The sequence below is a fragment of the Spirosoma fluminis genome (assembly GCF_054778895.1).
In genome coordinates, this window is sequence record NZ_BAAGZD010000041.1 from 195,541 (window position 1) to 220,828 (window position 25,288).

Below are 25,288 nucleotides of genomic sequence, written 5' to 3' on the forward strand. Positions count from 1 at the left end.
TAAACAGCATTACCATCTCAACCAATACTATTAACTTCGGCGCTCTCAACCTTTTATGCTGACCATGCTACGTACGCTCCATTTGTTTGCCTTACTACTGTGTACATTACCTTCCTTTGCTCAATCTAAAACCGCGACTTCGGCTTCGTCGAAATCAGCCGGCAACCCGGTTTTCCCTGGCTGGTACGCTGACCCTGAGGGTGTGATCTTTGGGAAGCAGTATTGGATTTATCCCACCTATTCGGCTCCTTATAATCAGCAGGTATTTTTCGACGCGTTTTCGTCGACCGATCTCAAAACCTGGACCAAGCACCCGCGTATTCTAGACTCAACCGCCGTTAAGTGGGCGAAACGAGCCATGTGGGCTCCGGCCATTATTGAAAAAGGCGGGCAATATTTTCTTTTCTTCGGCGCGAATGACATCCATGATCCCAAAAAAGAAGTGGGCGGCATTGGCGTAGCGGTAGCCGATAATCCAGCAGGCCCTTTCCGCGACTACCTGGGCAAGCCGCTGATCGGCGAAATTCACAACGGAGCTCAGCCCATTGATCAGTTTGTGTTTAAAGACAAAGACGGACAGTATTATCTGATTTACGGCGGCTGGAGCCACTGCAACATTGCCCGACTCAAGGACGATTTCACCGGTGTGGTTCCGTTTGCCGACGGCACTACGTTCAAGGAAATTACGCCCAAGAATTACGTAGAAGGACCGATCATGTTTATCCGGAACGGCAAGTATTACTTTATGTGGTCGGAAGGCGGATGGACGGGGCCAAACTATTCAGTGGCGTATGCAGTCGGTACGTCGCCGTTTGGGCCGTTCGAGCGGGTCGGCAAAATCCTGCAGCAGGATCCAACGGTCGCCACCGGAGCGGGTCATCACTCGGTTATTCAGATTCCGGGCACCGATGAGTGGTACATCGTGTATCACCGCCGTCCGCTCACAGAAACCGATGGCAACCACCGCGAAACCTGCATCGACCGGATGTACTTCGACGAAAAAGGGCTCATCAAGCCGGTTAAGATTACCAGAGAAGGCGTTGAAGCACGACGTATCAAGTAAAAAGCAGATAAAAAGCAGACGCACAGTCCTGATGTGGCGGGACTGTGCGTCTGCTTTCGTAAAATAGAAAAACGTTACGTATCGATGCCCCGGACAAGCTGGTGCCGGGCAGTTACAGGCATCTGTTGGCCTTGTTCATTGAGTAAGCCCATAGTTACGATCCATTGCTCAAATTCAGGAGCAGGGCGTCGGCTAAGCACCCCGCGGATATACAGAGCGTTGTGGAAGCTGGTGCTCTGGTAATGCAGCATTACGTCATCCGCACCCGGAATGCCCATGATAAACGTAACACCAGCCGCGCCAAGTAAGGTCAGCAACGTATCCATGTCGCCTTCGAGACGGCCGCAACCACTTCGGGTAGTAACCCAGAAGCCAATCTCTGAAGCGTTCGCCTATCAGTCTCGGCGGAAAGCAGGAAATTACGAAAATCACCCACCGTCAGATGACGTATTAGCGCAAACGCCTGCCCATCGTGCGTATCGATACTCAGGCGCGTCACTTCGTCCTGTTTATAGAGCACGACTGCTTCGTTCAAAAACGTCGTCAGGGCAGATCAGCCAGAGCCATCTGAGCCGCTACCCGCTCTTCGGCAGATTGAGCGGCCACGCCCGCCAGCTGATCGCCGGAACGCAGCGGTGAGGCTCTGGCTAGCAGCGTTTTCAGATCTTCAAAATGGTACGTTGTCTGACGGACGGGCATAGTGACGGGGTTGCGATTAGTAAAGATACGGGAACCGCAGATTTATTGAGTTCCCAAACAAATCGACTGGTTTTCGGGTACTACAGGCGTACATCAATACTAAACCAATCACCAGTTATGGGAAAAGGCGATAAAAAATCACGCAGAGGTAAGATTTCAATGGGCTCATACGGCAGAACCCGCCCCAGTAAAGTTAGTACGGATGCACCGAAGCCTGCGGAGAGCAAATCGGAGGAGTAATCGTGTTATACCCCTCCCGACCTCCCCTACGAGGGCACGAGTTATTGCCAGCAGGTTTTGCTCCTCCCCTCGTAGGGGACGTCAGGAAGAGTACAGTACAAGTTAACGTACCAACTGCAGCTTACCACTTGTCTGACTGACCTTTCCTGTTGGCCGTTCGATCTGTGCCTGATATCCGTACACCCCTATTGGTGCCGGTACGCCATTGGTATCTCCATTCCAGGACCGCTTCTGATTATCCGTATTAAACACAACCCGTCCCCAGCGATCGAAAACGGTAAGTTGATAGCGTAGGGACGACACCTGGTTAACCGGCCCGAACGTATCGTTCAGGCCGTCGTTGTTCGGGCTGAAGGCATCCGGAAAATAGACCTCATCGGATAAGTTCGGTAGGGATTTAGTCGGCGGGAACGTATGGCAAACTTCCGGCGAAGGGGCCGTGCCGGGGCAGTTGCCTGCTGGTACAAGCCGGTAGCATGTCAATACACTCGTATCGGCCTGGATTTCCAGGCTCACCATCGTTCCCTCGGGAACCGGTTGTCCACCACTAAACGCTCCCTTATCGACTCGCTGCTCAAGCCTCAGTGGTAGTGCAGCGGGGTTGTCTACCTGAATCCGGACTGTGGCTAATCCCGCTGGCTCAACGAGTCTAATCTGTGCCGGTTGGTTCGGTGTAAAGGTCAGGCGTTTAGTACCTCCGCAGTTCCCGACTTCATGAATACCCTGTACCTGTATCTGACGAGCGGCATTTCCCGCAAAAACGTGCTCCCGTTCGGTTTGCCCTTTCCGAAGCGTATCCGTCTGCCCATCGCCCCACCGAATGAGGACGTAATCATACTTACCGGGATCAGTCAGTATGTCGTTAATGAACAGTTTCAGTTGATTTCCGCAGGCAGTCATGGCAACGGCAGGCGGCAGCGTATCATACGCCCAGACGATGGCACAAGCCCGCAACGGCAAGCCCTTGTATTCTCCTAACTGCAAAACTGTGTAAATACCGGGCTTAGTATAGGTATAGGCGCTGGCCGTCGTTACGTTGTCTTCGCGCTTACCATCGTATTCATAGACGTACCGGACATTCTGCACACCCACCAGATCGCTGCGGGTGGTAATGGTCAGCGGTACGCAGTTCGTCGTATTCTTTACCTGAAGGGCCCCAAGGAATGTTGTCGAGGTAGTACACTGCGCCCAGACAGCGGAGAATCGAACGGCTACGTTTCCACTCAGCAGTAGCCAGAAGACTGCCCGGCTTGTGAGCTTTAATGGTGACATTCCAATTCTCCGCAATATCATAGCGAGTGAACACGTCTTCGTTACGTGCAAACGTAACGAAGACGCGCCACAATTACCGCGTTTTCGCTTTTTTCGGCTTTGGGTCAACCGACACCGGCTCGGGTGCCGTTGGGGTTACCGGTGCAGGGTCTACCGGAACCAGCTCAGTCTGGCGGTTACGTCCTTCCCGGAACAGGACAAACCCAATCAACGCGATCAGCAGTACGTTGCAGATCAGATCAATGATATCCCCCGTTTTCGCCAGGGGCGGGTCAAATTTAAACTCAATCGTGTGCTTCCCGGCGGGGATTCGCATGGCTCGCAGAACGTAGTTCGCCCGCAGGTGTTCGGCCGGTTTCCCGTCAATAAACGCCTGCCAGTCTTCATTGCCCCGGTAATAGATCTCCGAGAATACGGCCAGGCCGTCACGGGTGGCGTTGACCTGATACGTCAGGCGATCCGGGCGGTAACTGGTGAGTTGGATGGTACTGCCGGTATGATCCATGGTGGCGGGCAACGTACCGAGTTGAGCCGCAAACCGTTTATCGACAATGGCAGAATCGCGTGGATTGAGCGACTTTACAGCGGCAAGCTCTTCATCGGCAGAATTCACCTGCTGCACATGACCCACAAACCAGGCCGCTCCCAATACGTCCGGATTAGGCACCACTACCGGTCCCGCGGGTTGCTGCGGGTTCGCCGGGTCAGGCTGGCCTTGCTGAATGACGTACTTGGCGTTCAGCATGTTCAGGATATTGAGCGTATTCGACTGAAATGCGTAATTGATCAGCTCATTGTACCGCCGTAGTTTAGCCGCATGGTACCCGCCAATCGACCGGTGAAAGTACGATGTCCGGTTGCTGCTCATAAAGTCGCCGTTCGACTCGAATACCCGGTATCCCAATGACTTATCCTGAAGAATCTGCTGATCGGCCGGTGTAGGCTCAAAAATCTGGCTTACCTGCGATTTCGGAACGAAGTCAGAGCTGTTCAGATACCGTTTATCAACGCCGAACAGATCGAACACAACGACCGCCAGCACGAGTGGGTAGAAAACAACCGGTTTCAGTTTGTTCGTGATGAACGCCCACAACGCACCGGCTACCAACACAATCAGAATGAACGAGCGAAACGCATCACTTCGCATCAGACTCTGCCGGTCGCTGATCAGCGCCGATTGAAATTCTTTACCGGCCTCGCCGAAGTAACTAGCCAGGATGCTGGCATCCTTGGCCGACTGAAACGAGAAGATTGTGGTGCCTAACAGGGCGAACACCAGCGCCAGACCGGCAGTCAAACCAAAGCTGATGAGCAGCGGTTGCTGTACCTGAGCCCAGGTCAGCTTCCGGCTCACAATAATCTGGATAGCCAGGGCAGCGCCAAGGCCAATGAACAACTGCGCCAGGCCCACTGCCATGGTCATCGCCCGAAACTTGTTCAGGTAAGGCAAATAATCGAATAAGAAGTAATTGACAGAGGGCAGGTATTTCCCCAGCGCCAGAATAAGCAGCAGGCCCGTAGCACTTAGCAGCCACCACCGAAACGGCTTCTGAATGATAAACATGCCCAGCACAAAAAGGAACAGCAAGGCGGCACCCGCATACGCTGGTCCCCCCACAATGGGCAAATCACCCCAGTAGGTCGGAGCACCCAGTTCCGCAAACTGTTTCGCTTGGCTTGGGTCGAGTCCCCGGTTGACCAGAGCCTTGTAAAATTCAGAGTCCGTAGTTAGCCCACCACCGGGACCGCCCCCGTACAGGTTTGGCACGAGCAGCGTAAACATTTCGGCAACGCTGTAGCTGTAGGCGAATGCATATTCTTTATCCAGACCACTTTTCGACTCATTCCCGGCCGATTTACCATCCGGATTCGTCGTCTTCGCCGTCAGCTCGGAAGTACCCCGAATGGTCTCTTTGGTGTACTGATTCAGCACCAGCAACCGTTTACCGAAGCTACCAGCGGCCAGCACACTCACAACAGCCAACGTAGCCAGCCCAATCGCCAACTGCCGGGTCTGACCTTTTCGGAACATCGAAATTCCTTCGATCAAGACGTACAGGCCGATGGTCATGAACAGGTAGTACGTAATCTGGATGTGGTTAGCTCCAAACTCCAGACACATAAACAAACCGGTCAGTGCTGCACCAACCCAGTAGCGCCCCCGCAACGTCAGGACAATACCAGCCAGTAATCCAGCGCCGAACCCCATAGCGTAGAGCTTCGACATGTGACCAGCTTCAAGACTCACCATACCGAACGTACCGAACCCATACGCTACGGCTCCAAGCGCTGCCAACCAGGCATTACACCCCAGCACAACCAGCAGCAGATAAGCCCCGAACATGATGGCAAACAGCACGGCAACCGTGGCTGGTACAAGACCCAGCACCGCCATTACGGCTTTATAAACAAAAATATAAGGGTAAACAAAGTCGATCATGTAGCTTGGCATGCCGCTGAACACAGCGTCAGTCCAAAGCGGCTTTTCGCCCGTTTGCTGGGCTATTTCGCGGATTTCGCGGGCTGAAGCTCCAGCCTGCTGCACGTCGTACATAGACAGCGTTTTGCCGGATAAGACGGGCGATAAATACAGGAATGCCAGCGCTAGTAGCCCTAGCACAGCAATCAGGTGTGGGCGTAGGCGGTGGAAGAGAGTTGGTTGGTTCATAAAGTCTACGGGAACGTAGCCCAAAGATACGGCTTTAGACCAAAACGGATGAGATGGTACGTGGATTGTTGGTAGGCATCTGACAATACATGTCTATTGCCTATAGTTGAAACTAACCCCCAAAGTAGCCTCCTTTGACTACCTCTGTGGTCAGTATGCCAACGATAATCATTCTGGCGGGAAACTTCAAAATCGACATTTACGGCAAAGACCACAATCCACCGCCTGTTCATGCCATCTACGCTGAGTATGAAGCGTTGATCAAAATCAAACCAGGCAACGTCTACTCAGGCTATCTACCTAACAAGAAACTAAAGATCACCCGTGACTTCGTATTGGCGAACTAAACGGACCTACTGACTTTATGGAAACCGAAAAATCCGTCAATCCGGTGACGATTCCAGCCATTGTGCAGGTGTTGTCGGTATTGCCTTACCGAATGACTGGCAGCGACTTTAGGGAAGCGGGTAGCTCTGGTTTGACGAGCGAAGAACGAGCGAGTCGTTTAGGAATCCACTAGCTCATCATTAGATAACCTAAAAATAGGAAAGCCAGCCACTTAAGTAGCTGGCTTTCCTATTAAGGTGTATTACACTGACAGAATATCCTTTTCCTTCGCGACGAACGTCTCGTCGATGCGGGCGATGAAGGCGTCGGTAAGTTTCTGAACGCGCTCTTCGCCTTGTTTGACGAGGTCTTCCGAAACGCCTTCTTTGGTCAGTTTGCGAATGTCTTCGTTCGTGTCTTTGCGGATGTTGCGGACGTTGACCTTCGCGACTTCCACTTCCTGCTTTACCTTCTTCACTAAGTCACGACGACGCTCTTCGGTCAGGGGCGGAACGCTTAACCGGATCATTTCACCATCGTTGTTAGGTGCTAAGCCGACGTTTGAGTTCCGAATGGCTTTTTCGACCTCGCCGATCAGTTTCTTTTCGAAAGGCTTTACGACAATGGTTCGGGCGTCGGGTGTATTGACGGACGCGACCTGATTCAGGGGTGTCATCGTGCCGTAATATTCGACCTGAATACCGTCCAGCATCTGAGTGCTGGCTTTACCAGCCCGAATTTTGGTTAGTTCGATGGACAGGTGCTTGAGCGCCTTTTCCATCGTATCTTTTGCATCGTCGAGGTATAGCTCGAGTTCTTCCATTTTTTTATGAATTTGTAAACCGGTTCACCGTACAGTTCTACAGTCCTAAAGTTCCACCGTTAGCTCCGCTGACATCCGACAACTTTACATGCGTTGAACCCTATAACCCTTCCGGCGGCTCTGCCTATTACTTATCGAATAAACGTTCCTGTGCTATCGTCGCCCTGCACGACCCGCAGCAAACTTCCCGGCTGGTTCATGTTGAACACAATGATGGGCAGGTTGTTTTCCTGACAAAGCGTAAAGGCCGTCAGGTCCATTACGTTCAGTTTCTTTTCGTAAACGTCCTGGAAGCTGATGGTCGTATAGCGCGTAGCGGTTTTATCCTTCATCGGATCGGCCGTATAGACTCCGTCAACTTTGGTGCCTTTCAGTACTACGTCGGCTTCGATCTCAATGGCCCGCAGACTGGCCGTCGTGTCGGTGGTGAAGTACGGACTACCGGTGCCGGCTCCGAAAATAACCACGCGCCCTTTTTCAAGGTGGCGCACCGCCCGGCGACGAACGTAGGGTTCGCAGACCTGCTCCATTTTGATGGCTGACATAACGCGGGTGTACATCCCTTGTTTTTCGAGCGCACTCTGGATGGCCATAGCGTTGATAACCGTAGCGAGCATGCCCATATAATCGCCCTGTACCCGGTCGATGCCTGACCGTTCGCCCGATACGCCCCGGAAGATATTACCTCCACCGATAACGATGGCCACCTGAACGCCCATATCTACGATTTGTTTGACTTCCAGACTGTACTGTTCCAGCACAGCGGGGTCAATATTATAGCCGGATGGACCAGCCAATGCTTCCCCGCTCAGCTTGAGCAGGATTCGTGTGTACTTGGGTTCTGGTGTCATGAAGTGAAATTTGCGCGGGCAAAGATAGAAAAAAAGGGTTAGGAGAGAGAAGCGAGGAGATAGGAGTGAGCATAGTTCGACGATAAAGTTATTTCTACTCCCGCTCCTCACGCCTATCTCCTCGCTTCTCTTTACATAAATTCCACCAGCACCTGCCCTTTCTCAACCCGGTCCCCTTTTGTTACGCGAATGGCTTTCAGCGTACCGTTGCCCGGTGCTTTCAGGACGTTCTCCATTTTCATCGCTTCCAGAATCAACAGGCTCACCCCTTTGGTTACCTCGTCGCCCGGCTGCACGTTAATGCCCACAATTAACCCTGGCATAGGCGCTTTGAGGTCATTTACTTTCGCACCGGCCGCCTGAGCCATACCCATTTTTTCGAGCAACAGGTCAAAGCGGTCTTTGAGCTGAACCTGATGAATATGTCCGTTTATTTTTAAACTCACCGTTTTTTCGACGGCATTCAATTCCAGCACTTCGGCGGTATAGGATCGGTCCTGATGAAGAATATGAAAGGTACGGTCCGACAGCCGGACGAGATCCCACGCAAAAGGTTCGCCGTTGAGAAGAGGGTTGCCAGCCGCAAAGTCGATGGTAACAGCAGTTTGTTCGTTGACGCTCGTTTGGTACATGCGATAGCCGTTAAAGTCCGAAATCTATTTCCGATTCACCAAATATACGCCCAGCAGGCAAACGGCCATGCCGAGGTACTGAACGAAATAAATCCGTTCGTGATCGAAAAGCCCCCAGAGTAAGGCCACCATCGGCATCAGGTACGTAACGGATGAGGCAAAAACGGGTGATGTCAGTTGCACTAACCGATTGAAGAGAATGGTCATTACGCCCGATCCGAATACCCCCAGCATAACGAGGGTAGCCACGGATGGCCCGGCTCCTGACCGCACAGCACGGCCCGAAAAATCGGTAGGCAGGAGCGCTAGCAGCGCCAGCGGCCCAATCAGCATGAAAATCCAGCTGCTCGACACCAGAGACGGAAAATGGCTAAGGTAACGCCCAATCAGATTGATGTTGATGCCGTAACAGAGCGTCGCCAGCACCACGAGCAGCGCGTATCCATTGATAGCAAATGTGCCCGTAGCACTGTAAAATACCAGCAGTAACGACCCACCTAACCCAAGCAGAATGCCAGCCAGTTGACGCACGTAAATTTGTTTTCCGAAGAAAGTCGCACCGATGAGCAGGGTAAACAAGGGACTCAGCGAGTTGAGCGCGCCCGATAGGGAGCTATTGAGGTGCGCACTGGCAATTGCAAACAGAAAGGCCGGAATCAGATTACCCAGCAGGCCCGCGGCCAGCAACGCAATCCACCGCTGACGTACCGACGAGCGAATATCCGCTTTCTGGCTCTGGTGCGCGATAAATGGGGAGAAAAACAACCAGGCGAGCACAATGCGGCCAGCCGCGACCTGCTCCGCTGGGAAGACCGCCAGGCTGTGCTTCATTAAAATGAAGGAACTTCCCCACACCAGGGCTAACGTTGCCAGCAGCACCCAGGCTAACATTGGGCGTTTCTGAGTTAGTCCAACAGCTTTTGTAGAGCTAGCCATCATCGGGCAAAGTGGGGGTAGACGCACTGAACTATCAGCAGCAAACGGGTCAGATGCACGTAGACCACCGTTGCTGGTCGGATCCTTATACGTACTCTTCCGAATACCGTTCCGCTACTTCGTCCAGTACTGCACTCGTCTCCGCGTAGGAGTCCATGGTTACCAGGCGCATCCGGTACGGTTTGAAGTCAGGCAGTCCCCGGAAATAGTTGGCGTAGTGACGGCGCATCTCGAACAGGCCTGTAATCTCTCCTTTCCAGCGGATTGAGAAATCGAGGTGCTGACGACAGACCGCAACCCGATCGGCGATGGTCGGTGGTGCCAGGTGCTCGCCAGTCTTGACAAAGTGCTTGATCTCGCTGAAAATCCAGGGGTAGCCGATGCTGGCCCGGCCAATCATGACCCCATCGACCCCGTACCGATTTTTGTATTCCAGCGCTTTCTCCGGCGTGTCGATATCGCCGTTCCCAAAGATGGGAATCTGAATGCGCTGATTTTCTTTAACCCGGCCAATCAGCGTCCAGTCGGCTTCTCCTTTGTACATCTGTACCCGCGTACGGCCGTGAACCGTTAGCGCTTTGATGCCAATATCCTGAAGCCGCTCGGCCACTTCCTCAATATTTTTGGTGCTATCGTCCCAGCCCAGGCGCGTCTTCACCGTAACGGGCAGATGCGTAGCTTTCACAACAGCTTCAGTCATCCGCACCATTTTCGGAATATCCTGCAACAGGGCAGCCCCAGCTCCGCGACAGGCCACGTTTTTAACCGGGCAACCGTAATTAATGTCAATCAGGTCGGGATTGGCGCGGGTGGCAATGCGGGCGCATTCGCCCATGGTATCAACATCAGAGCCAAATAATTGAATGCCAATCGGCCGCTCGTATTCAAAAATATCAAGCTTCTGAACACTCTTGGCCGCGTCACGAATCAGCCCTTCTGAAGAGATAAATTCGGTGTACATCAAATCGGCACCGTTTGCTTTACAAACCGCCCGAAAGGGCGGATCACTGACATCCTCCATGGGAGCCAGCAGCAACGGAAAGTCCGAGAGTTGTATGTTACCAATAGTGACCATACGTTGTTACGTCATTATAGAGTTATTACGTGCCATTTCGAGTCATTACTCATCACGAATGGTTGACAACGTAATGGATCCGAACGACTATTCACTAACTCCGTTCAAAGTTTTAGCACAATCCGAAGGCAGAAATGGTTCCCATTTCTAAATTATGCCAATGAATCTGTAAATTTACGGGAAATATGCAGCCAATCTATACCCCAGACTCTCCTCATTCACGGCCTCCCACGATCAGTGGGTTGATTACACTTGTTGGTTTTGTGCTACTGGGGGGCGTTATCAGTACATTGCTACTCTTTGGCGTCTTCATCATTTTCAAAGGATTTGGGCCTGCTGAAGCTCAGGCTTATCTGATTGAACTGGCCGAAAAACCAACCGCGGTGACTAATGGCTGGTACGAGCTCATGGCCCTGCAGGCTATCAACCATCTGGGTACGTTTCTTCTTCCCTCGCTCCTGTACTGGTATGCAATCGAACACCGGACGTGGCAACACTTCAGCGCCCGCCCCACCTGGGCGGTAGCGGGTTTAGGTCTGGTCGGTCTGATCGTGATTGCGTTCATGCCGTTCGATGGTCTCATCATTGAATGGAATCAGGGCATTCATCTGCCCCAAACGCTGGCTCCAGTCGAACAATGGATTCGGGACAAAGAAAAAAGCCTCGAAGGGATTACCAAATACCTGACAACGTTTAACACCCTCGACCGACTGCTGCTGGCGATTTTGGTTATAGCCATTATTCCGGGCATTGGCGAAGAAGTCCTGTTTCGGGGTATTCTGCAACGGAACCTGAGCTATTGGACCGGCAACGTTCACGTTGGTATCTGGCTGGCCGCGGCCCTGTTCAGCGCCATTCACGTGCAGTTTCTGGGCTTCTTTCCGCGTATGCTGCTGGGGGCTCTGTTTGGCTACCTGTATCTCTGGTCGGGCAATATCTGGGTACCCATTCTGGCGCATTTTGTCAACAATGGATTCACCGTGCTGATGGTTTATCTATACCAGCGAAAGTTAACCATGATGGATGTCGAAAGTACGGAGTCCGTTTCGGCTACGGCGGCCCTGGCATCCCTGGCCTTGACTGTAGGACTGCTGTATTATTTCAAAAAAAGAAATCAGGCGTCAATTAATACCCGGGAACGGTGATTGCCCATAGGTATCAATTGACGTTTATCTGTTTCACTAGAGTTATGACCGAAACCTGGAAAAGTATCTATACCACGCCTATAGCCCACCGGGCTGAGCTGGCTAAAGCCATATTACTGGAGCATGACATTCCGGCCGTGGTCGTGAATCGGCAGAGCAGCAGTTATCCGACCATTGGTTCGGGAAAGAGCGAAGTCCATGTGCTCGTTAAAGACGAAATTCTGGCTAAAGTAATTCTGGAGAATGAGGCAACATTTAGCTAAGATGTCAAACCTGCAGCAACGGATCATCGCGGCCGTTGTGGGAGTTCCGATTATCATCTTCATGATCTGGTACCAGCCCTGGACATTTGCGTTGCTGTTCTGCGTCATCAGTGCCCTCACCCAGCGCGAGTTTTACCGGTTGCTTGGCCTCGACGGCTTTGAGCCCCTGACGGCGTATGGGACGCTGGTCGGAACGATGGTCTGTGTGCTGGCTTATTTCATTGAAACCGGCATGATGAGCACCGGCAATTATTTTCTGATCTGCCCGGCTTCGTCGATGATCTTTTTGATCAAGCTGTATAAGAAGCGCGATATGAAGCCGTTCACCAATATCGGTTTCACCTTCCTGGGCATCATCTATGTAGCTATGCCTTTCGCGTTGCTAATCATTCTGGCGTTGCGGGGCGGAACGTATCACCCGATCATTATTACCGGTTGCCTGCTCCTGCTGTGGGCCAGCGACATTGGCGCTTACTTTGCCGGAACGTATTTTGGCCGCCGGAAACTCTTCGAGCGCGTATCGCCCAAAAAATCGTGGGAAGGTGCCATTGGGGGGGCCATCGCAGCCGGGTTAATTGCGATGGGGCTGGCCTCTTTCTCCGATGAGCTCCGTCCCTGGCAATGGTACTGCGTAGGTGGCATCATCGTCGTGACGGGCACCTACGGTGACTTGGTCGAATCTCTGTTCAAGCGCAGTATCGCCATTAAAGATTCCGGAACGAGCATTCCCGGACATGGCGGCTTTCTCGACCGCTTCGATGGTCTCCTGCTGGCGGCCCCCTTTATCATTACGTTCCTAAAGCTTTTTGCGTAATGGTGTTTTACCCCTCCTAACTTCACCTCGTAGGGGAGGCTGGGAGGGGTAAAAAGAACACTTAATCTTTCTTAAAATTCCTCGCGGAGAAACCATATCGTACCGTTTACTCGTTTACTTTGTAGTATGGTTAGTATGCCTATGAAAAAGTCATTGACGTTATTGGTGTTGGTTCTGGCGTTTTTTGTGCTGGCAGGTCTGTTTACGACCGTACGGGCACAGGGGCAGGACCGGCAGGTGACGTTCACGGGCTTCATTACGGGTGGTAAATCCAGCGAACCGCTGCCAGGTGCTTATATTTATATTCCGAAAGCGGGAAAAGGAGTTTTGTCGGCCCCGAACGGCTATTTTGCCTTGCCTGTTTTTCCCGGCGACAGTATCATTTTCAGTTACGTTGGTTTCAGAACGCAGTACCATATCATTCCGAGCCGACTCGCTGACCTGACGTATTCAGCGGTGGTGGCCTTGCAGGAGGATGTAAAGACGCTGGCCGAGGTTAAAGTGTATCCGTACGCTACCGAACAGCTGTTTAAAGAAGCGTTTGTGAACCTGAAACTGCCAGACGAAAAAGAGCGGGAAAATCTGGCTAAGAATACCGATCCGGCTGCGCTGATGCGTTTAGCGGCTACCATGCCGATGGGCGCCGTCGCCAATCACCAGAATTTTGTTAACCAGCAGTTTTTCGGGCGCGAATCCATCACCGGACGTAGCAACATGACTACCTTTTCCTTCACCAACCCCTTCGCCTGGGCTAACTTCATCCGGTCGGTGAAGAAGGGTGATTTCAAGAATAAAGAGTGGCGTAGTGAGCTTAACAAAGCGCCCCGCGAAAACATCTCGCGAAAAGATATTCTTCAGGAGAATTAATCTCAGCCCCCTTTTCAGGTTATTTAATACGTTATAGTGTGGCCTGCAATCAGTTTACCGGCCATTGCCCATTCGGCACCTAAGCCGGCGATGATCCCGACCATACATCCAGCTTTAGCTCAGTACCGTCGAAGACGGCGTAAGTCCTGGCTGATACCCACTCCCCAAGGTTAACGTAACGGCTGTCAGCCGACACGGCCAGGTCGAGCGGAAGGTGCCGATGACCAAATACGTAGTAATCGTGATGTTGTCTGGCTTCCACCTCGCGGCAGTATTGCATGAGCCATTCGCGGTCTTCACCCAGAAACTCCTCTCCTTTTTCCTGGTTACTGATCCGGCTCCGGCGCGACCAGGCGTGTGCGAGTCCGATGCCTACATCGGGATGCACCCAGCGAAACAGGCGCCGGGCCAGGCCATTTTCAAAGACGGTTTTCAATCGTTTGTAAACAAAGTCCCCCGGTCCTAATCCATCGCCGTGGCCAATAAAAAACCGTTTATCACCAATAACGTAGCGCCGTGGCTCCCGATAAACGGGTATGCCCATTTCCTGCGTGAAATAATCGCTCATCCACATATCGTGGTTCCCGGTAAACAGAACCACCCGCGTTCCGGAATCAGTCAGTTCGGCCAGTTTACCCTGTAGCCGTATAAACCCCTTGGGAATGCTATGCTTGTACTCAAACCAGAAATCGAATATGTCGCCGACCAGAAAGACAACTTCAGCGTCGGCCCGGATGTGCTCAAGCCAGGTGACAACGGCCTGTTCGCGCAGGCGGCTTTGTTCGGGAGAGGGTGTGCCGAGGTGAAAATCGGAGGCAAAATAAGCTTTGCGGCTGGCGGTAAGCGGAATAGTTTCGACGTCAGACATGAATACGACTTATGCAGGCACAAAAGTACACAAGCTTTTGAAGCGGCCCGCGCCCTCAGGTCACTCCAACAAATTAACCGTTCAATCAAGAGCCAACCAGCGGTGTTTTCAATCGTGCTAACTTCCACGATTATAGCACGATAACTGAACATACTTTATGAGCAAGCAATGTCTTTTAGGAGTAGCAATCGGCCTGTTATACTTGCCGAATGCCGCAGCCCAGATCCGTGTCTATGATCCTGGCCGGGTTGTGGAACGGAATGTGGAATATCGCGCCAATAGCAAAATTGATCAGGGTATCAACAAAGGTTTAGATAAGGTTGAGGAAGGTGTGATTGGTATTTTCAAGAAAAAGGAAAAGCCCAAACAAGGTCAGGCTAAGCCACAAGTCGAATCGGTCGAAGCCGAAACGGAACAAACCAACACCGCCGAACGACCTCAGCCGACCCGCGACCGTCCAGCGGCTACCAGGCCGGCAAACGACGGCCCCGTTACGTTAAAATCATACAGCAAATTCGACTTTGTACCCGGTGACAAAGTTGTGGCTACTGAAGACTTTATACAGGACGCGGTAGGTGACTTTCCGGCGAAGTGGAATTCCAGCGGCACCGGTGAGGTTGTGACCATCGACGGCAAAACCGGGCATTGGCTCATGCTCGGCAAGAAAGGCGAATACCTGCCCGAATACATCACTAAACTACCCGACAACGCTACGCTCCAGTTTGATCTGGCCAGTAATACTAATTTTAACTTCTACTCAACCGAGTTGTTCATCAACCTGGTCGCCTTAACTAATCCCGCCAAAGATTTCACAAACTGGAGCCGCTTTCCCACCCCAACGGAGGGGGTTCGGGTATCCCTGCATCCTAAAGATGCTGGTGACAAAGCCGGACGTACTACGTTCGTGAGCTATACCGCCGGTGATGAACTCGTCAAGAATGAAGCGGTGCTGAATCAGTTTTACAGCGAAGGCCGCAATTACGTCCGCATATCGATGTGGCGGCAAAAACAACGGTTGCGGGTCTACGTCAACGAAGAGAAAATCTGGGATATTCCGCGCGCCTTTCAGCCCAACATTAATTACAACTCGGTCGTATTCTCGATGGGTGATATGGAACAGGAGCAGGATCGCTACTACATCAGCAACATTCGCCTGGCCGTGGGTGCGCCCGATACCCGGAACAAATTGATCACCGAGGGTAAATTCGTGACAACGGGTATTTTGTTTGATACTAACTCCGACAAGATCAAACCCGAGTCGTACGGCGCATTAAAAGACATCGCCAACGTCCTAACCGAGAATGCCAGCGTAGCGGTTCGGATAATCGGCCATACGGACTCCGACGGTGACGATGCCTCGAATCTGGCTTTGTCCAAGAAGCGGGCGGCAGCGGTGAAATCGGCCCTCAGCAGTACCTTCGGTATTGGTGAGAGCCGGATGGAGATCGACGGCAAAGGCGAATCGCAACCGGCAGCGCCGAACACCACCGCTGAGGGCAAGGCCAATAACCGGCGGGTTGAATTTGTCAAATTATAAGTCCGCCAAACAACTCGACCCGTAATTTGGTATTACAGGAAACCGCTATTCTGTATTTATGAAAACCAAATTGCTCATACTGGCTTTTCCACTTCTTTGTATGACCTCGTGCTTTACCGGCGCCGACTCCACTAATACGGACAACACCAACAATGCCGCCGGAACGGGTGATGCTGATTTGGCCCGCGAAGTATCGGGGGTGTGGATGCTCAGCGAAGATCACCGCTTTGGCTACGACGAGCCCTGCAACTCGCTGAATGAAGGGTACATTGAAGACGCATTTGACATTAAACCAACCGATAAATTCGAAGCGCTCGATAGCCAGGAAGGCTGTCAGTTCCGATGGGCCACTGGCTCAGTTAGTATTTCGTTTGGTGGGCCAAAACCGTATCAGTCGATGTACCAGGCTGAGTACGAATTCAATAAAATGTTCCAGAACAATGCAGGCCCGGTATCTGGTCAGATGGGCGCTACGCAGCAAAAGCCTACGTACACCGGCCCTGAACCGGAAGGAACCGGAGCCGAGCGGCCAGCCATTGAACCTAAAGGTGGCGCAACCGCCGACGTAGATGACGACGCAACATCAGCAAACGACTCATCGGAATCAGTATCGGGCATACCACCAGTTGCGGCTCAGTTCACGAAACCAGCCGTTAGCACCGGTCGTTTTGTCGCGATGCCGGGCATTGGCGATAAAGCCGTTTGGGAACCGGCTAAGAATACCCTGCATGTCCTTTACAACAATCATATTGTTAACGTTGGCGTGCAGATGAAAGGGACAACAGCACAACGGCAGCAGAAGGCAACGAGTCTCGCCGAAGTTATTCTGGATCGCTTCAGCCACGGTGAAGCCAACTGGAATTAACGGCTAGTCGTTCACTATCTTCGTCATCGAAAAGGCCACCTGTTTGGTGGCCTTTTCGATGAACAGGGAAACGCTTTTCTTCATAACGGAATCTGCTCAAACACCACCGCAGGCTGATCCTGATTCTTGAAAGCCTTCCGAGGGCGAATGTTCAAAGTCTGGAATAACTGCTGGTCAGCGTCTTCATCAGGGTTAGGGGTCGTCAGCAGCTTATCACCTGCGAAGATCGAGTTGGCACCGGCCAGAAAACACAGCGCCTGTTCTTCGGTATTCATCCGAACGCGACCAGCCGACAAGCGTACCATCGCCTTCGGCATAATGATACGTGCCGTAGCAATCATCCGGACCATTTCCCAAACCGACACCCGAGGCTGGTCTTCGAGCGGGGTTCCTTCTACCGGTACCAGCGCATTGACGGGTACAGATTCAGGGTGTTCGGGCAGGGTAGCCAGCGTGTGCAGCATACCAATGCGGTCCACCTCCGATTCACCCATACCGATGATACCACCGGAACAGACCGAGATGCCCGCTTTACGAGCGTGCCCAATGGTACTTAGCCGGTCGTCGTAGGTTCGGGTGCTGATAATGTCTCCGTAATATTCTTCGCTTGTGTCGAGGTTATGATTGTAGGCGTATAAACCGGCGTCTTTCAACTTCTGCGCCTGACTTTCACTGAGCATACCCAGCGTACAGCAGACTTCCAGCCCCATCTCGTTAACGCCCTGCACCATTTCCAGCACCTTGTCGAAATCGCGGTTATCGCGCACTTCCCGCCAGGCGGCACCCATGCAGAAACGCGTACTCCCGGTGTCTCTGGCGCGTTGGGCGGCCGTCAGCACCTCATCGACTTCCATAAGTTTGTGCACCTTTACGTTGGTGTGGTAGCGAGCGGCCTGCGGGCAGTAGGCACAATCTTCGGGGCAACCACCCGTCTTCACCGACAAAAGCGTACACACCTGTACTTCCTGCGGGTCGTGGTGCTGGCGATGAACAGTAGCCGCCTGATAAATCAATTCCAGAACCGGTGAGTTGTATATAGCGGCAATTTCGGCGCGGGTCCAGTCAGTACGAATCATATTCCTATAATAGATAGCTTAATGAAAGCAGGCAAGACTCAGTAAGTCTGCCTCGTGAACGAGTAAAGTTAAGGGGTCAAGGGGATATGGACAATAAAAATTGGGCAGACTGCTTCGGTTTGACTGTTTACGAATGAACTGCGATCAATTAACGACGGAGATAGCTGCTTACCGAAAAAGACGCAGCCTCTCCTACTCCAACCTTTTCAGCCTGCATAGGGTCATGCCATAAATCTTATTCAGCGCATGAAAATTGGTAGCCAGGTTATTTCGTTTTTACTGCTGACGGGACTGGTAGTAAGCGCCTGCCGCGAAGAACCTTTTCAATCCGAGCAACGCTACAAACATGACCTGGTAAGCGAAGCCGATTGCCAGAAACGTCGATCCGTTAACCAGGAATTTAACTGTGTGGAATGGATTCTGTTTTCAGCCAATGGTCAGGTCAATCTGTTACTGGGTGGAGGAGACATTATCGTGCGTAGTACATATACCCGGACTAACAACCAGATTAAAATACAACCCGCATCCGGTCTGCCCACATCCGTCAGATTCAAAATTATCAGCGGCACTGAACTGATTAGAACCGACAACAGCACGAGGTGGATAACCTATTAGTTTCGGTAGGTGAACTGGCTAATTTTACTGGATTAGTAGCGAATAAAACCGCAGGCCGACGAGTGAACGTCATGCCTGCGGCATACCACTATAGGTTGATAACGTACCCACTGCGGGCACATCGTCCATACGTAACGCATGGCGCAAGAGTTGCGTTACGTTCTTATTTTACGCCGAAAAATAAGCGGGTTACTTTGAACGGACGAATCAACAGCAGATACAGAGCGGCACAAACTGCCAGGGTAGAAAAGCTAACTGCGAGAAACCCATCGTACACACCTAAGCGGGTTCTGGTCAGCACGAAATAACCGATGATGACAATAACGGTCTGGTGCAGGATGTAAAACGGGTACACCGCTTCGTTCAGATGACGCAAAATGGGCCGGTTGATGTTCAAATAGCGATACCCATACCCAATCGTAGCCAGCACAGACGCCACCATCAGGCACAACCCGTTGGTGAAATACGTAACGTCAACCCAGAAGATGGTGTCGATTTCCTGGTACGTAAAGAGCATCCTCATACCGTACAGAACTACCGTAAACACGAAGGTGGCGGCTAAAAAATATCGGCGCTGATCGGTCAATAGCGACCAGAACTCCCGACGGCTGATCAATACGTAACCAAACCAGAACAACAGTAAGTTCTCCACAAAATACGCCCAGTCGTTTGTCAGAGCATGGGTCTCGTCGGGGTAAAAGGGACGTAGCGTATACTGGCTGAGCGCAACGACTACGATCATCAGCCACATGGCCCCGCCCGATTTAGCAATTAGGCGACTAATCCGGTCTATGAATCGCTGACCACTCGCCTGCTTGAGCCAGCGAAAGAAAGGAATGCTAATGAGGGCGTATAGAAACAGGTACGCGACAAACCAGAGGTGGTGCCAGCTAAACGCGCCACCAGTTCCCCCATCCTGGTATGGCTGAAACTTGAAAACTTCGGGATAGAAATCAGCATAGCTGCCCACAAACCTTTTCCGAAATAACCACTCGATGTAAATCTGGGGGGGCACAACCACGAACATACCAAACGCCAGCGGCACGAATAAGCGCTGAACGCGCTCGCCCGCATACGCTCCGTACGAACGTTTACGCAGGGCGAAAAACGTACCTGCGCCCGATATGAAAAAGAGTAACGGCATGCGCCAGCGGTGCAACCACTGCATCACCCACTCGAACGACCGGCTGGTTTCAGCGCTTTGGATATGCCAGCCCCACGACACGTAGATCATGCCCGTATGGTAAAAAAGCAGGGTCAGAATGGCGATGATCCGAAGCCAGTCGAGATCGTACCGGCGCCCGGTCAGCTGGCCCTCGGCCAGTGTAGTACGGGTTGAATCAGTGGTAATATTTGCCAGGGAGGATAGATCCGGATTCGGTTGCACAGGAAGAGCCATTAGAAACACAAGGTTGGTTCGATGGCCCAAAAGTGAACACAGACCAATCCAAATGGCCTATTTGCCGACGATTTCGAAGTTCATGCCGACCGGGACGAAGTTGCCGTGGCCCGAAATTGCGCCGGTGTCTGGTTGGTCAGGCGCTTAAAAGCAGTGTGAAAGGCGGAAGGCGAGTTATAGCCAACCCGCTCGGCGATCTCGTCAATCTTCAGATAGGACGTAGCGGGGTCCTGCAAAATCGCCTGGGCTTCGCGGATTCGGTACGTAGCGAGCAGATCGAAAAAACTTTGCTCCAGCCGGTCGTTCAGTAACTGGGAGAGATGATGCGGAGTGGTGTTTAATCGCCCGGCTAATTTTGGCAGCGATAAGTCGCTTTGCAGATACGGCTTTTCGATCTCCATGAGTCGGGCCAATTTTTGCAGAACAACTTCTTCAACTTCTTCCGATAAGGATGATTTTTCGTATTTCTTTCTGGGTTCGGCCACAGGTTGGGGCAGCTCGATCAGATCGGTTACGCCCTCCACGGGCTCAACGCTCATAAAATCAGATCCCCGCATTACCAGAAAACTTATGGCATAGATGGTAGCAGACATATACGTAGCCAGCAGGTAATCGCCAAGGTCGTTGTAGAACTGCGGTTTTACCAGCATGATCAGAAATGGTACCAGGGCAAACAGCCAACTGAGGATGCGTAATACGCTGAGCCTGGCCGACGACCGCAGCGTGGGGTTCCGGCGGATTGCGTTCCGAATGGTCAGCAGCGCCAGTACAGCATAAATCAGGCAACTCAGCAAGGTCATCTCATTGATATACCCCCGCAGACCCGTGAAATCCTCATGCAGGTACGGCTCGACGGGTACAACCGGAAGTTCGGGATGCCAGGAATACAGGTAGGAGTTGTATCTGAACTCCGTGGGCTGGTAAAACCACGTAACGGCGTTAGCCAGCCAGATGCCAAAAGGCAGAAAATGCCAGGCCCAGTACCGGGGAAGTCGCTGGTAGATTCGGCTGAACACATAGAAATACAACAGCGGGGCCAGCGTGAAGTTGAACGGTTCGGCAAAATCGACCGTCCACAACGCCCGAAACGTGTAGTTGGTGTAGTTGAGAAAAATTTCGCCCTCTACGGCCGATACAGCCAGCGTAAATAAACCCAGACAGCGATTAGCGACGCTCCGGCCCCGCTTGCCGGTCAGAAAAAACACTCCCAGAAAAATCGCCTGCGCCACGCCCAGCAGCATGACCAGCGCAAACAGATCGAGATGAATGGGGAGGGTCTGCATGGAACAGGCGTTACGGGTTGCAAGGTAAAAAAAGCCGATAGGCAAAAAAAGACCTACAAGCTTCTTACGTCTTGTAGGTCTAACGATTCAGGCAAACCAAACTTATTATCGAATCTCCATCTCAAACGGCAACCGGGCCTGAATACCCTGCATCGTTTTGAGCTTTTTCAGGTATTTTACGTACGGCGCCAGCTCACCGAGCTGCGCCTGAACCTGCGTATCTTCGCTATCGCCAAACGCCCGCATCAGTTGCTCAAAGAACTCTTTCTTGCGAGGTTGGTACTTCAGCCGGTAGTCACCTTCGTTCAGCTTTGCGGTTTGGGCCGCCAGTTTAATCGCATCATCTAAGCCCCCGAGCTGGTCTACCAACCCAATGGCTTTCCCTTGCGTCCCGGTCCACACACGGCCACCGGCAATGGCCCGCACACTATCGACCGAAATTTTGCGACCAGCGGCTACCTTGCTGGTAAAGATAGTATAGAACCGGTCGGCCCCTTTCTGAATTACCTGCTTCTGAAACGGTGTCATCTCGTGCGTAACCGACGGAAAATCAGAGTTGGCGTTGGTTTTCACCCGGTCATACGTAACGCCGAGCTTTTCTTTAAAGAACCCTTCGGTATTGAACAGCAGCGAGAAGACGCCAATAGAACCCGTAATGGTATTGGGCTGAGCCACAATCTTGTTACAGCCCATCAGCATATAATAGCCACCCGAGGCTGCGTAATCAGACATCGAGCCAATGACGGGTTTCACCTTACGGGCCAGTTCCACCTCCCGGTACATGACGTCCGAAGCGGTCCCATCGCCCCCACCCGAGTTGACACGTAACACAATCGCCTTTACTTTGTCGTCGAGTCGTGCCTTCCGAATCTCTTCGGCAATGGTTTCCGAGCCAATGCTGTTGTCATCGCCCTTACCCGAGTTAATATCGCCCGAAGCCACGATGACCGCGATACGGTTCTTGCCGCTGCCTTCGCTGTTCGCGTCATTGCTTTTATCGGCATCCTGGTATTTGTTGAGCGAGATGTAGTTGATCTTCTTTTTCTCGTCAATGCCCAGTTGCTTCTTAATCACACTTTCGATTTCATCCTGATAGCCAACGTTCGTGACCAGCTTGGTACGTAAGGCATCTTCGGGTGTCTGAATGGTCAGGTTATCCGCGTACCGTTTCAGCGAATCGACGCGCAGGCCACGGCTCTGGGCTACCCGGACCAGCATGTGATCGTTGATCGAACTCAGGAAGGACGTAACCTGCCGCTTATTCGGCTCGCTCATATCCTCACGAATAAAGGGCTCGATGGCACTTTTGAATTCGCCCACCCGGAAAATTTCGGCCTTGATCCCCAGCTTATCGAGCGTTCCTTTGAAGAACGTAAGCTCCGCATTCAGGCCGTTCCATTCCAGATCGCCCGTTGGGTTGAGGTAGATTTTATCGGCAACCGACGCGAGGTAATAGCCTTTTTCGGTCATCCGCTCGGCATAGGTATACACGAACTTCTTCGATTGCTTGAAGTCGATCAGCGCGTTACGGACCTCTTCGAGAGTGGCCCAACCCGCATTCGGATTTTCGGTCTGCAGATAAATGCCTTCGATGTTATCGTCTTCTTTAGCCGCCTTCAACGCCTGCTTGATCTCAATCAGGCCCAACGCATCGCCAGAACTGCCAAATGCCCCATTAAACGGGTTGTCGGCACCACGTTCCTGAATGGGTTTGTCAAGATCAATTTTCAACACAGAATTTTCCTTCAAATCGGTTTTGGAATTGGCCGATGACGACACGGCTACCGTAAAACCGACTAGCAGCAAGAAGCCGATGAACGAAAACAATAAAAGCCCGATAATGGTGGCTAGAACGTACTTAAGAAACTGTCGCATGAATCATAAACTAGTTGTGTGCTTACTACACATAATGAACAAAAGTACGCCAGGATTTACCCACTACGCAGGAAAAATGTTAAGTGTGCCAATGGACGGATAAGTGGTCGAAAAACAGAAAAAGCCTATGCTTCCGCACAGGCTATCCATGAGTCTGGTCCCTGTCCGGTCGACTAGGCTGGCATCTCGGCGTAATCCTGCATTGAGGTGCGGATCACTTCGAGCGCTTCTTCCCGGCCGTAGATATTGGCCAGTTCCATAACGGCGGGCTCGCCAGGCAGGTTTTTATACGTCAGGAAGTAATGACGGAGCCGCTTAACAACGGCTTCGGGCAAGTCGCTCAGATCGTCGTACTGACCAAACATCGCATCACCTTTCAGGACAGCAATGATCTTATCGTCCGCTTCGCCTTTGTCGATCAGGCGGAATCCACCGATCGGGATGGCTTGCAGCAGAATATCGCCGTGCGTGATCTCGCGTTCGGTCAGGACGCAAATATCAAGTGGGTCACCATCGCCCATCTCAATCAGTCGACCCGACCGCTCGGAGGCTAAACGAGCAATCCGGTCACCACAGAATGTACGGGGCACAAAACCGTAGAGCGCCGGGATAATGTTGGAATACTGCTGAGGGCGATCAATTTTCAGATAGCCCGATTCTTTATCAATTTCATATTTAACCGTATCGGTCGGAACGATTTCAATAAAGGCGGTGATGATGTCCGGAGCGTTTTCGCCGGGCGAGATACCATGCCAGGGATGTGCTTTAGAAGGAGTTTTTGCCATCGGGTCGAGTTGTGTCGGCTCAAAAAATGCTTGCATACGATTTTAAGAAAAAACTGGAATAATCTGTGTTTGTTGGAGAGCAAAAACAAACATTCCGCCCGCTTTACGTCCTGAATGGCCAGTATGGCCTGACATAAAGCGGGCGGAATGCCCTGAATGCGCACAAAAGTACGAAGGGAAACGGATAAGCCGCGTTTTTTCGTTTAAACGGGCCGTTCTTTTCTAGACGGAAAGAATGTCTTAGCCTAAATCGACATCGTTTCCAGAAAGCCAACCCGTTCGGCAACCTGGTACTCTCCGGACCGGTTTAAGCTTTGCCGGACCAGCATCTCGCCCAGAAATCCGGCCAGAAACAGCTGAACACCTAGAATAATGGCCACCAGACCAAAATAAAAAAGGGGGTTGTCGGTCGCATTCCGAAACTTCACGCCCTGCGCAATATTGATCAGCTTATCGACAATAAGCCAGAGCGCGAGCACGGTCCCGATAAAGAATGACAACGTACCGAACGTACCAAAAAAGTGCATGGGTCGTTTGCTGAACCGATGCACGAACGCAATAACCAGTACGTCCAGAAAGCCATTCACAAAGCGTTCCAGACCGAACTTGGTGGTTCCGTACTTACGAGCCCGGTGCTGAACAACCTTCTCGCCGATGTGGCTAAACCCGTTCCAATTGGCTACGATGGGTAGGTTTCGGTGCATATCACCATACAGAGTGGGCGCAATCGACTTCACTACTTTCTGCTTGTAGGCCTTGAGCCCGCAATTAAAATCGTGGAGCTGCACGCCCGAAATCCAGCGCGAAACCGCATTGAACAGTTTGGTGGGCAATGTTTTGGTCAGTGGGTCGTAGCGTTTCTGTTTCCAGCCCGACACCAGATCGTATTTATCCTCAACAATCATCCGGTACAGCTCCGGAATCTCGTCGGGACTGTCCTGCAAATCGGCATCCATCGTAATGACGACCTGCCCGCGAACGGCCTGAAAACCGGTCTGCAGGGCGGCTGTTTTCCCGTAATTGCGGTTAAAGCGAATGCCGCGCACGTTCGCGTTAATGCTCGCCAGCCGCTCAACAACGGCCCAAGAATCGTCGGTGCTGCCGTCGTCGACGAATAAAATTTCGTACGTGTAATTCTGCTCCGTAACCACCCGCACGATCCAGTCGTGTAATTCTGGCAACGACTCCTCTTCGTTGTAGAGCGGAATGAGAACGGTAAGTTGAAGCGATTGGGTCATGTACTGATTTTCGAACGATGCGCCAAAAACGGGTATTGGCGACTGATTTACTCTATAAACGCAAATTACAGC

At 52.0% G+C, this 25,288-nt stretch carries 28 protein-coding genes; 11 read left to right on the top strand and 17 right to left on the bottom strand.

Annotated features, from left to right (window positions below; genetic code table 11):
* The first annotated feature begins 64 nt into the window (after positions 1–64).
* Positions 65–1,063: a glycoside hydrolase family 43 protein gene (locus ACYVBJ_RS22740; protein ID WP_460984592.1), complete on the top strand. Its 999-nt coding sequence runs from the start codon at positions 65–67 to the stop codon at positions 1,061–1,063.
* A 74-nt stretch (positions 1,064–1,137) separates the two neighbouring features.
* On the opposite strand, the gene eutB (ACYVBJ_RS22745) is transcribed toward ACYVBJ_RS22740, so the two are convergent.
* From eutB (ACYVBJ_RS22745) to eutB (ACYVBJ_RS22755), 3 genes are read right to left on the bottom strand one after another with little or no spacing between them, the layout of a single operon-like run.
* Positions 1,138–1,389: an ethanolamine ammonia-lyase subunit EutB gene (gene eutB, locus ACYVBJ_RS22745; RefSeq protein ID WP_460984593.1), complete on the bottom strand. Its 252-nt coding sequence runs from the start codon at positions 1,387–1,389 to the stop codon at positions 1,138–1,140.
* Positions 1,374–1,598 carry an ethanolamine ammonia-lyase subunit EutB gene (gene eutB / locus ACYVBJ_RS22750; protein ID WP_460984594.1) on the bottom strand — a complete coding sequence of 75 codons (225 nt, stop codon included), beginning with the start codon at positions 1,596–1,598 and terminating at the stop codon, positions 1,374–1,376. The genes eutB (ACYVBJ_RS22745) and eutB (ACYVBJ_RS22750) overlap by 16 nt, the downstream gene beginning before the upstream one ends.
* 8 nt (positions 1,599–1,606) lie before the next feature.
* The gene (gene eutB, locus ACYVBJ_RS22755; protein WP_460984595.1) at positions 1,607–1,762 is read right to left on the bottom strand and encodes an ethanolamine ammonia-lyase subunit EutB; all 156 of its coding nucleotides are present in this window, start codon (positions 1,760–1,762) and stop codon (positions 1,607–1,609) included.
* A 117-nt stretch (positions 1,763–1,879) separates the two neighbouring features.
* Between eutB (ACYVBJ_RS22755) and ACYVBJ_RS22760 the strand changes: the two genes are divergently transcribed.
* Positions 1,880–2,002 (top strand): 30S ribosomal protein THX, encoded by a 123-nt coding sequence (locus ACYVBJ_RS22760; protein WP_460984596.1) that lies wholly within the window; start codon positions 1,880–1,882, stop codon positions 2,000–2,002.
* A gap of 102 nt (positions 2,003–2,104) precedes the next feature.
* On the opposite strand, the gene ACYVBJ_RS22765 is transcribed toward ACYVBJ_RS22760, so the two are convergent.
* Positions 2,105–3,274 (bottom strand): gliding motility-associated C-terminal domain-containing protein, encoded by a 1,170-nt coding sequence (locus tag ACYVBJ_RS22765; RefSeq protein WP_460984597.1) that lies wholly within the window; start codon positions 3,272–3,274, stop codon positions 2,105–2,107.
* Positions 3,275–3,347: 73 nt separating this feature from the next.
* Positions 3,348–5,942 carry a YfhO family protein gene (locus tag ACYVBJ_RS22770; protein ID WP_460984598.1) on the bottom strand — a complete coding sequence of 865 codons (2,595 nt, stop codon included), beginning with the start codon at positions 5,940–5,942 and terminating at the stop codon, positions 3,348–3,350.
* A gap of 155 nt (positions 5,943–6,097) precedes the next feature.
* Here ACYVBJ_RS22770 and ACYVBJ_RS22775 point away from each other — a divergent pair, with 155 nt between their 5' ends.
* Together ACYVBJ_RS22775 and ACYVBJ_RS22780 are read left to right on the top strand one after the other, a co-directional pair.
* Positions 6,098–6,289 carry a DUF4160 domain-containing protein gene (locus tag ACYVBJ_RS22775; RefSeq protein WP_460984599.1) on the top strand — a complete coding sequence of 64 codons (192 nt, stop codon included), beginning with the start codon at positions 6,098–6,100 and terminating at the stop codon, positions 6,287–6,289.
* 17 nt (positions 6,290–6,306) lie between these two features.
* On the top strand, positions 6,307–6,462 hold the full coding sequence (locus ACYVBJ_RS22780; RefSeq protein ID WP_460984600.1) for a hypothetical protein: 156 nt from the start codon (positions 6,307–6,309) through the stop codon (positions 6,460–6,462).
* Between the two features lie 69 nt (positions 6,463–6,531).
* On the opposite strand, the gene frr is transcribed toward ACYVBJ_RS22780, so the two are convergent.
* The 5 genes from frr to dusB form a co-directional block, all read right to left on the bottom strand.
* Positions 6,532–7,092 (bottom strand): ribosome recycling factor, encoded by a 561-nt coding sequence (gene frr, locus ACYVBJ_RS22785; RefSeq protein ID WP_460984601.1) that lies wholly within the window; start codon positions 7,090–7,092, stop codon positions 6,532–6,534.
* 131 nt (positions 7,093–7,223) lie between these two features.
* Positions 7,224–7,943: a UMP kinase gene (gene pyrH, locus ACYVBJ_RS22790; RefSeq protein ID WP_460984602.1), complete on the bottom strand. Its 720-nt coding sequence runs from the start codon at positions 7,941–7,943 to the stop codon at positions 7,224–7,226.
* Between the two features lie 131 nt (positions 7,944–8,074).
* On the bottom strand, positions 8,075–8,575 hold the full coding sequence (locus ACYVBJ_RS22795) for an acyl-CoA carboxylase biotin carboxyl carrier protein subunit (RefSeq protein WP_460984603.1): 501 nt from the start codon (positions 8,573–8,575) through the stop codon (positions 8,075–8,077).
* A gap of 24 nt (positions 8,576–8,599) precedes the next feature.
* Positions 8,600–9,514: a DMT family transporter gene (locus ACYVBJ_RS22800; RefSeq protein WP_460984604.1), complete on the bottom strand. Its 915-nt coding sequence runs from the start codon at positions 9,512–9,514 to the stop codon at positions 8,600–8,602.
* Between the two features lie 82 nt (positions 9,515–9,596).
* Positions 9,597–10,586 (bottom strand): tRNA dihydrouridine synthase DusB, encoded by a 990-nt coding sequence (gene dusB, locus ACYVBJ_RS22805; RefSeq protein ID WP_460984605.1) that lies wholly within the window; start codon positions 10,584–10,586, stop codon positions 9,597–9,599.
* Positions 10,587–10,771: 185 nt separating this feature from the next.
* Between dusB and ACYVBJ_RS22810 the strand changes: the two genes are divergently transcribed.
* The 4 genes from ACYVBJ_RS22810 to ACYVBJ_RS22825 all read left to right on the top strand — a co-directional run bounded on the left by ACYVBJ_RS22810 (position 10,772) and on the right by ACYVBJ_RS22825 (position 13,675).
* The gene (locus tag ACYVBJ_RS22810; RefSeq protein WP_460984606.1) at positions 10,772–11,731 is read left to right on the top strand and encodes a lysostaphin resistance A-like protein; all 960 of its coding nucleotides are present in this window, start codon (positions 10,772–10,774) and stop codon (positions 11,729–11,731) included.
* A 44-nt stretch (positions 11,732–11,775) separates the two neighbouring features.
* Positions 11,776–11,994, top strand: coding sequence for a putative signal transducing protein (locus tag ACYVBJ_RS22815; protein WP_460984607.1), 219 nt, complete (start codon positions 11,776–11,778; stop codon positions 11,992–11,994).
* Positions 11,975–12,808 (top strand): phosphatidate cytidylyltransferase, encoded by an 834-nt coding sequence (locus tag ACYVBJ_RS22820; protein WP_460984608.1) that lies wholly within the window; start codon positions 11,975–11,977, stop codon positions 12,806–12,808. Before ACYVBJ_RS22815 ends, ACYVBJ_RS22820 begins: the two co-directional genes overlap by 20 nt.
* Before the next feature lie 141 nt (positions 12,809–12,949).
* Entirely contained in the window at positions 12,950–13,675 is a 726-nt protein-coding gene (locus ACYVBJ_RS22825) for a carboxypeptidase-like regulatory domain-containing protein (protein WP_460984609.1), read from the top strand.
* Positions 13,676–13,754: 79 nt separating this feature from the next.
* Here the strand turns inward: ACYVBJ_RS22825 and ACYVBJ_RS22830 are convergent, their stop codons facing one another.
* Complete coding sequence (locus tag ACYVBJ_RS22830; RefSeq protein ID WP_460984610.1) at positions 13,755–14,543, bottom strand: UDP-2,3-diacylglucosamine diphosphatase; 789 nt, start codon at positions 14,541–14,543, stop codon at positions 13,755–13,757.
* A gap of 157 nt (positions 14,544–14,700) precedes the next feature.
* Here ACYVBJ_RS22830 and ACYVBJ_RS22835 point away from each other — a divergent pair, with 157 nt between their 5' ends.
* Both ACYVBJ_RS22835 and ACYVBJ_RS22840 read left to right on the top strand, forming a co-directional pair.
* The gene (locus ACYVBJ_RS22835) at positions 14,701–16,080 is read left to right on the top strand and encodes an OmpA family protein (protein WP_460984611.1); all 1,380 of its coding nucleotides are present in this window, start codon (positions 14,701–14,703) and stop codon (positions 16,078–16,080) included.
* A gap of 100 nt (positions 16,081–16,180) precedes the next feature.
* A complete protein-coding gene (locus ACYVBJ_RS22840) occupies positions 16,181–16,945 on the top strand; it encodes a hypothetical protein (RefSeq protein WP_460984612.1) in 765 nt (254 codons plus the stop codon).
* Between the two features lie 80 nt (positions 16,946–17,025).
* On the opposite strand, the gene bioB is transcribed toward ACYVBJ_RS22840, so the two are convergent.
* Entirely contained in the window at positions 17,026–18,021 is a 996-nt protein-coding gene (gene bioB / locus ACYVBJ_RS22845; RefSeq protein WP_460984613.1) for a biotin synthase BioB, read from the bottom strand.
* A 246-nt stretch (positions 18,022–18,267) separates the two neighbouring features.
* On the opposite strand from bioB, the gene ACYVBJ_RS22850 reads away from it, so the two are divergent.
* Complete coding sequence (locus ACYVBJ_RS22850; RefSeq protein ID WP_460984614.1) at positions 18,268–18,636, top strand: hypothetical protein; 369 nt, start codon at positions 18,268–18,270, stop codon at positions 18,634–18,636.
* A 163-nt stretch (positions 18,637–18,799) separates the two neighbouring features.
* Here the strand turns inward: ACYVBJ_RS22850 and ACYVBJ_RS22855 are convergent, their stop codons facing one another.
* The 5 genes from ACYVBJ_RS22855 to ACYVBJ_RS22875 form a co-directional block, all read right to left on the bottom strand.
* Positions 18,800–20,035, bottom strand: a complete 1,236-nt coding sequence (locus ACYVBJ_RS22855) for an acyltransferase family protein (RefSeq protein ID WP_460984615.1) — start codon at positions 20,033–20,035, stop codon at positions 18,800–18,802.
* A gap of 80 nt (positions 20,036–20,115) precedes the next feature.
* Positions 20,116–21,318 carry a helix-turn-helix transcriptional regulator gene (locus ACYVBJ_RS22860; protein WP_460984616.1) on the bottom strand — a complete coding sequence of 401 codons (1,203 nt, stop codon included), beginning with the start codon at positions 21,316–21,318 and terminating at the stop codon, positions 20,116–20,118.
* A 105-nt stretch (positions 21,319–21,423) separates the two neighbouring features.
* Entirely contained in the window at positions 21,424–23,193 is a 1,770-nt protein-coding gene (gene sppA, locus ACYVBJ_RS22865; RefSeq protein WP_460984617.1) for a signal peptide peptidase SppA, read from the bottom strand.
* 173 nt (positions 23,194–23,366) lie between these two features.
* A complete protein-coding gene (locus tag ACYVBJ_RS22870; protein ID WP_460984618.1) occupies positions 23,367–24,014 on the bottom strand; it encodes an inorganic pyrophosphatase in 648 nt (215 codons plus the stop codon).
* Positions 24,015–24,223: 209 nt separating this feature from the next.
* Positions 24,224–25,216, bottom strand: a complete 993-nt coding sequence (locus tag ACYVBJ_RS22875) for a glycosyltransferase family 2 protein (RefSeq protein WP_460984619.1) — start codon at positions 25,214–25,216, stop codon at positions 24,224–24,226.
* Between the last annotated feature and the right edge of the window lie 72 nt (positions 25,217–25,288).

What these genes read in the sequence shown, in the direction of transcription:
- eutB (WP_460984595.1), bottom strand. Translation starts at nt 1,762, where the DNA reads ATGCCCGTCCGTCAGACAACGTACCATTTTGAAGATCTGAAAACGCTG.
- eutB (WP_460984593.1), bottom strand. Translation starts at nt 1,389, where the DNA reads ATGGATACGTTGCTGACCTTACTTGGCGCGGCTGGTGTTACGTTTATC.
- ACYVBJ_RS22825 (WP_460984609.1), top strand. Translation starts at nt 12,950, where the DNA reads ATGAAAAAGTCATTGACGTTATTGGTGTTGGTTCTGGCGTTTTTTGTG.
- ACYVBJ_RS22820 (WP_460984608.1), top strand. Translation starts at nt 11,975, where the DNA reads ATGAGGCAACATTTAGCTAAGATGTCAAACCTGCAGCAACGGATCATC.
- ACYVBJ_RS22875 (WP_460984619.1), bottom strand. Translation starts at nt 25,216, where the DNA reads ATGACCCAATCGCTTCAACTTACCGTTCTCATTCCGCTCTACAACGAA.
- ACYVBJ_RS22795 (WP_460984603.1), bottom strand. Translation starts at nt 8,575, where the DNA reads ATGTACCAAACGAGCGTCAACGAACAAACTGCTGTTACCATCGACTTT.
- ACYVBJ_RS22800 (WP_460984604.1), bottom strand. Translation starts at nt 9,514, where the DNA reads ATGATGGCTAGCTCTACAAAAGCTGTTGGACTAACTCAGAAACGCCCA.
- ACYVBJ_RS22765 (WP_460984597.1), bottom strand. Translation starts at nt 3,274, where the DNA reads ATGTCACCATTAAAGCTCACAAGCCGGGCAGTCTTCTGGCTACTGCTG.
- frr (WP_460984601.1), bottom strand. Translation starts at nt 7,092, where the DNA reads ATGGAAGAACTCGAGCTATACCTCGACGATGCAAAAGATACGATGGAA.
- ACYVBJ_RS22815 (WP_460984607.1), top strand. Translation starts at nt 11,776, where the DNA reads ATGACCGAAACCTGGAAAAGTATCTATACCACGCCTATAGCCCACCGG.
- ACYVBJ_RS22830 (WP_460984610.1), bottom strand. Translation starts at nt 14,543, where the DNA reads ATGTCTGACGTCGAAACTATTCCGCTTACCGCCAGCCGCAAAGCTTAT.
- ACYVBJ_RS22850 (WP_460984614.1), top strand. Translation starts at nt 18,268, where the DNA reads ATGAAAATTGGTAGCCAGGTTATTTCGTTTTTACTGCTGACGGGACTG.
- ACYVBJ_RS22740 (WP_460984592.1), top strand. Translation starts at nt 65, where the DNA reads ATGCTACGTACGCTCCATTTGTTTGCCTTACTACTGTGTACATTACCT.
- sppA (WP_460984617.1), bottom strand. Translation starts at nt 23,193, where the DNA reads ATGCGACAGTTTCTTAAGTACGTTCTAGCCACCATTATCGGGCTTTTA.
- ACYVBJ_RS22870 (WP_460984618.1), bottom strand. Translation starts at nt 24,014, where the DNA reads ATGCAAGCATTTTTTGAGCCGACACAACTCGACCCGATGGCAAAAACT.
- ACYVBJ_RS22780 (WP_460984600.1), top strand. Translation starts at nt 6,307, where the DNA reads ATGGAAACCGAAAAATCCGTCAATCCGGTGACGATTCCAGCCATTGTG.
- ACYVBJ_RS22840 (WP_460984612.1), top strand. Translation starts at nt 16,181, where the DNA reads ATGACCTCGTGCTTTACCGGCGCCGACTCCACTAATACGGACAACACC.
- ACYVBJ_RS22810 (WP_460984606.1), top strand. Translation starts at nt 10,772, where the DNA reads ATGCAGCCAATCTATACCCCAGACTCTCCTCATTCACGGCCTCCCACG.
- dusB (WP_460984605.1), bottom strand. Translation starts at nt 10,586, where the DNA reads ATGGTCACTATTGGTAACATACAACTCTCGGACTTTCCGTTGCTGCTG.
- ACYVBJ_RS22760 (WP_460984596.1), top strand. Translation starts at nt 1,880, where the DNA reads ATGGGAAAAGGCGATAAAAAATCACGCAGAGGTAAGATTTCAATGGGC.
- pyrH (WP_460984602.1), bottom strand. Translation starts at nt 7,943, where the DNA reads ATGACACCAGAACCCAAGTACACACGAATCCTGCTCAAGCTGAGCGGG.
- ACYVBJ_RS22855 (WP_460984615.1), bottom strand. Translation starts at nt 20,035, where the DNA reads ATGGCTCTTCCTGTGCAACCGAATCCGGATCTATCCTCCCTGGCAAAT.
- ACYVBJ_RS22770 (WP_460984598.1), bottom strand. Translation starts at nt 5,942, where the DNA reads ATGAACCAACCAACTCTCTTCCACCGCCTACGCCCACACCTGATTGCT.
- bioB (WP_460984613.1), bottom strand. Translation starts at nt 18,021, where the DNA reads ATGATTCGTACTGACTGGACCCGCGCCGAAATTGCCGCTATATACAAC.
- ACYVBJ_RS22835 (WP_460984611.1), top strand. Translation starts at nt 14,701, where the DNA reads ATGAGCAAGCAATGTCTTTTAGGAGTAGCAATCGGCCTGTTATACTTG.
- ACYVBJ_RS22775 (WP_460984599.1), top strand. Translation starts at nt 6,098, where the DNA reads ATGCCAACGATAATCATTCTGGCGGGAAACTTCAAAATCGACATTTAC.
- ACYVBJ_RS22860 (WP_460984616.1), bottom strand. Translation starts at nt 21,318, where the DNA reads ATGCAGACCCTCCCCATTCATCTCGATCTGTTTGCGCTGGTCATGCTG.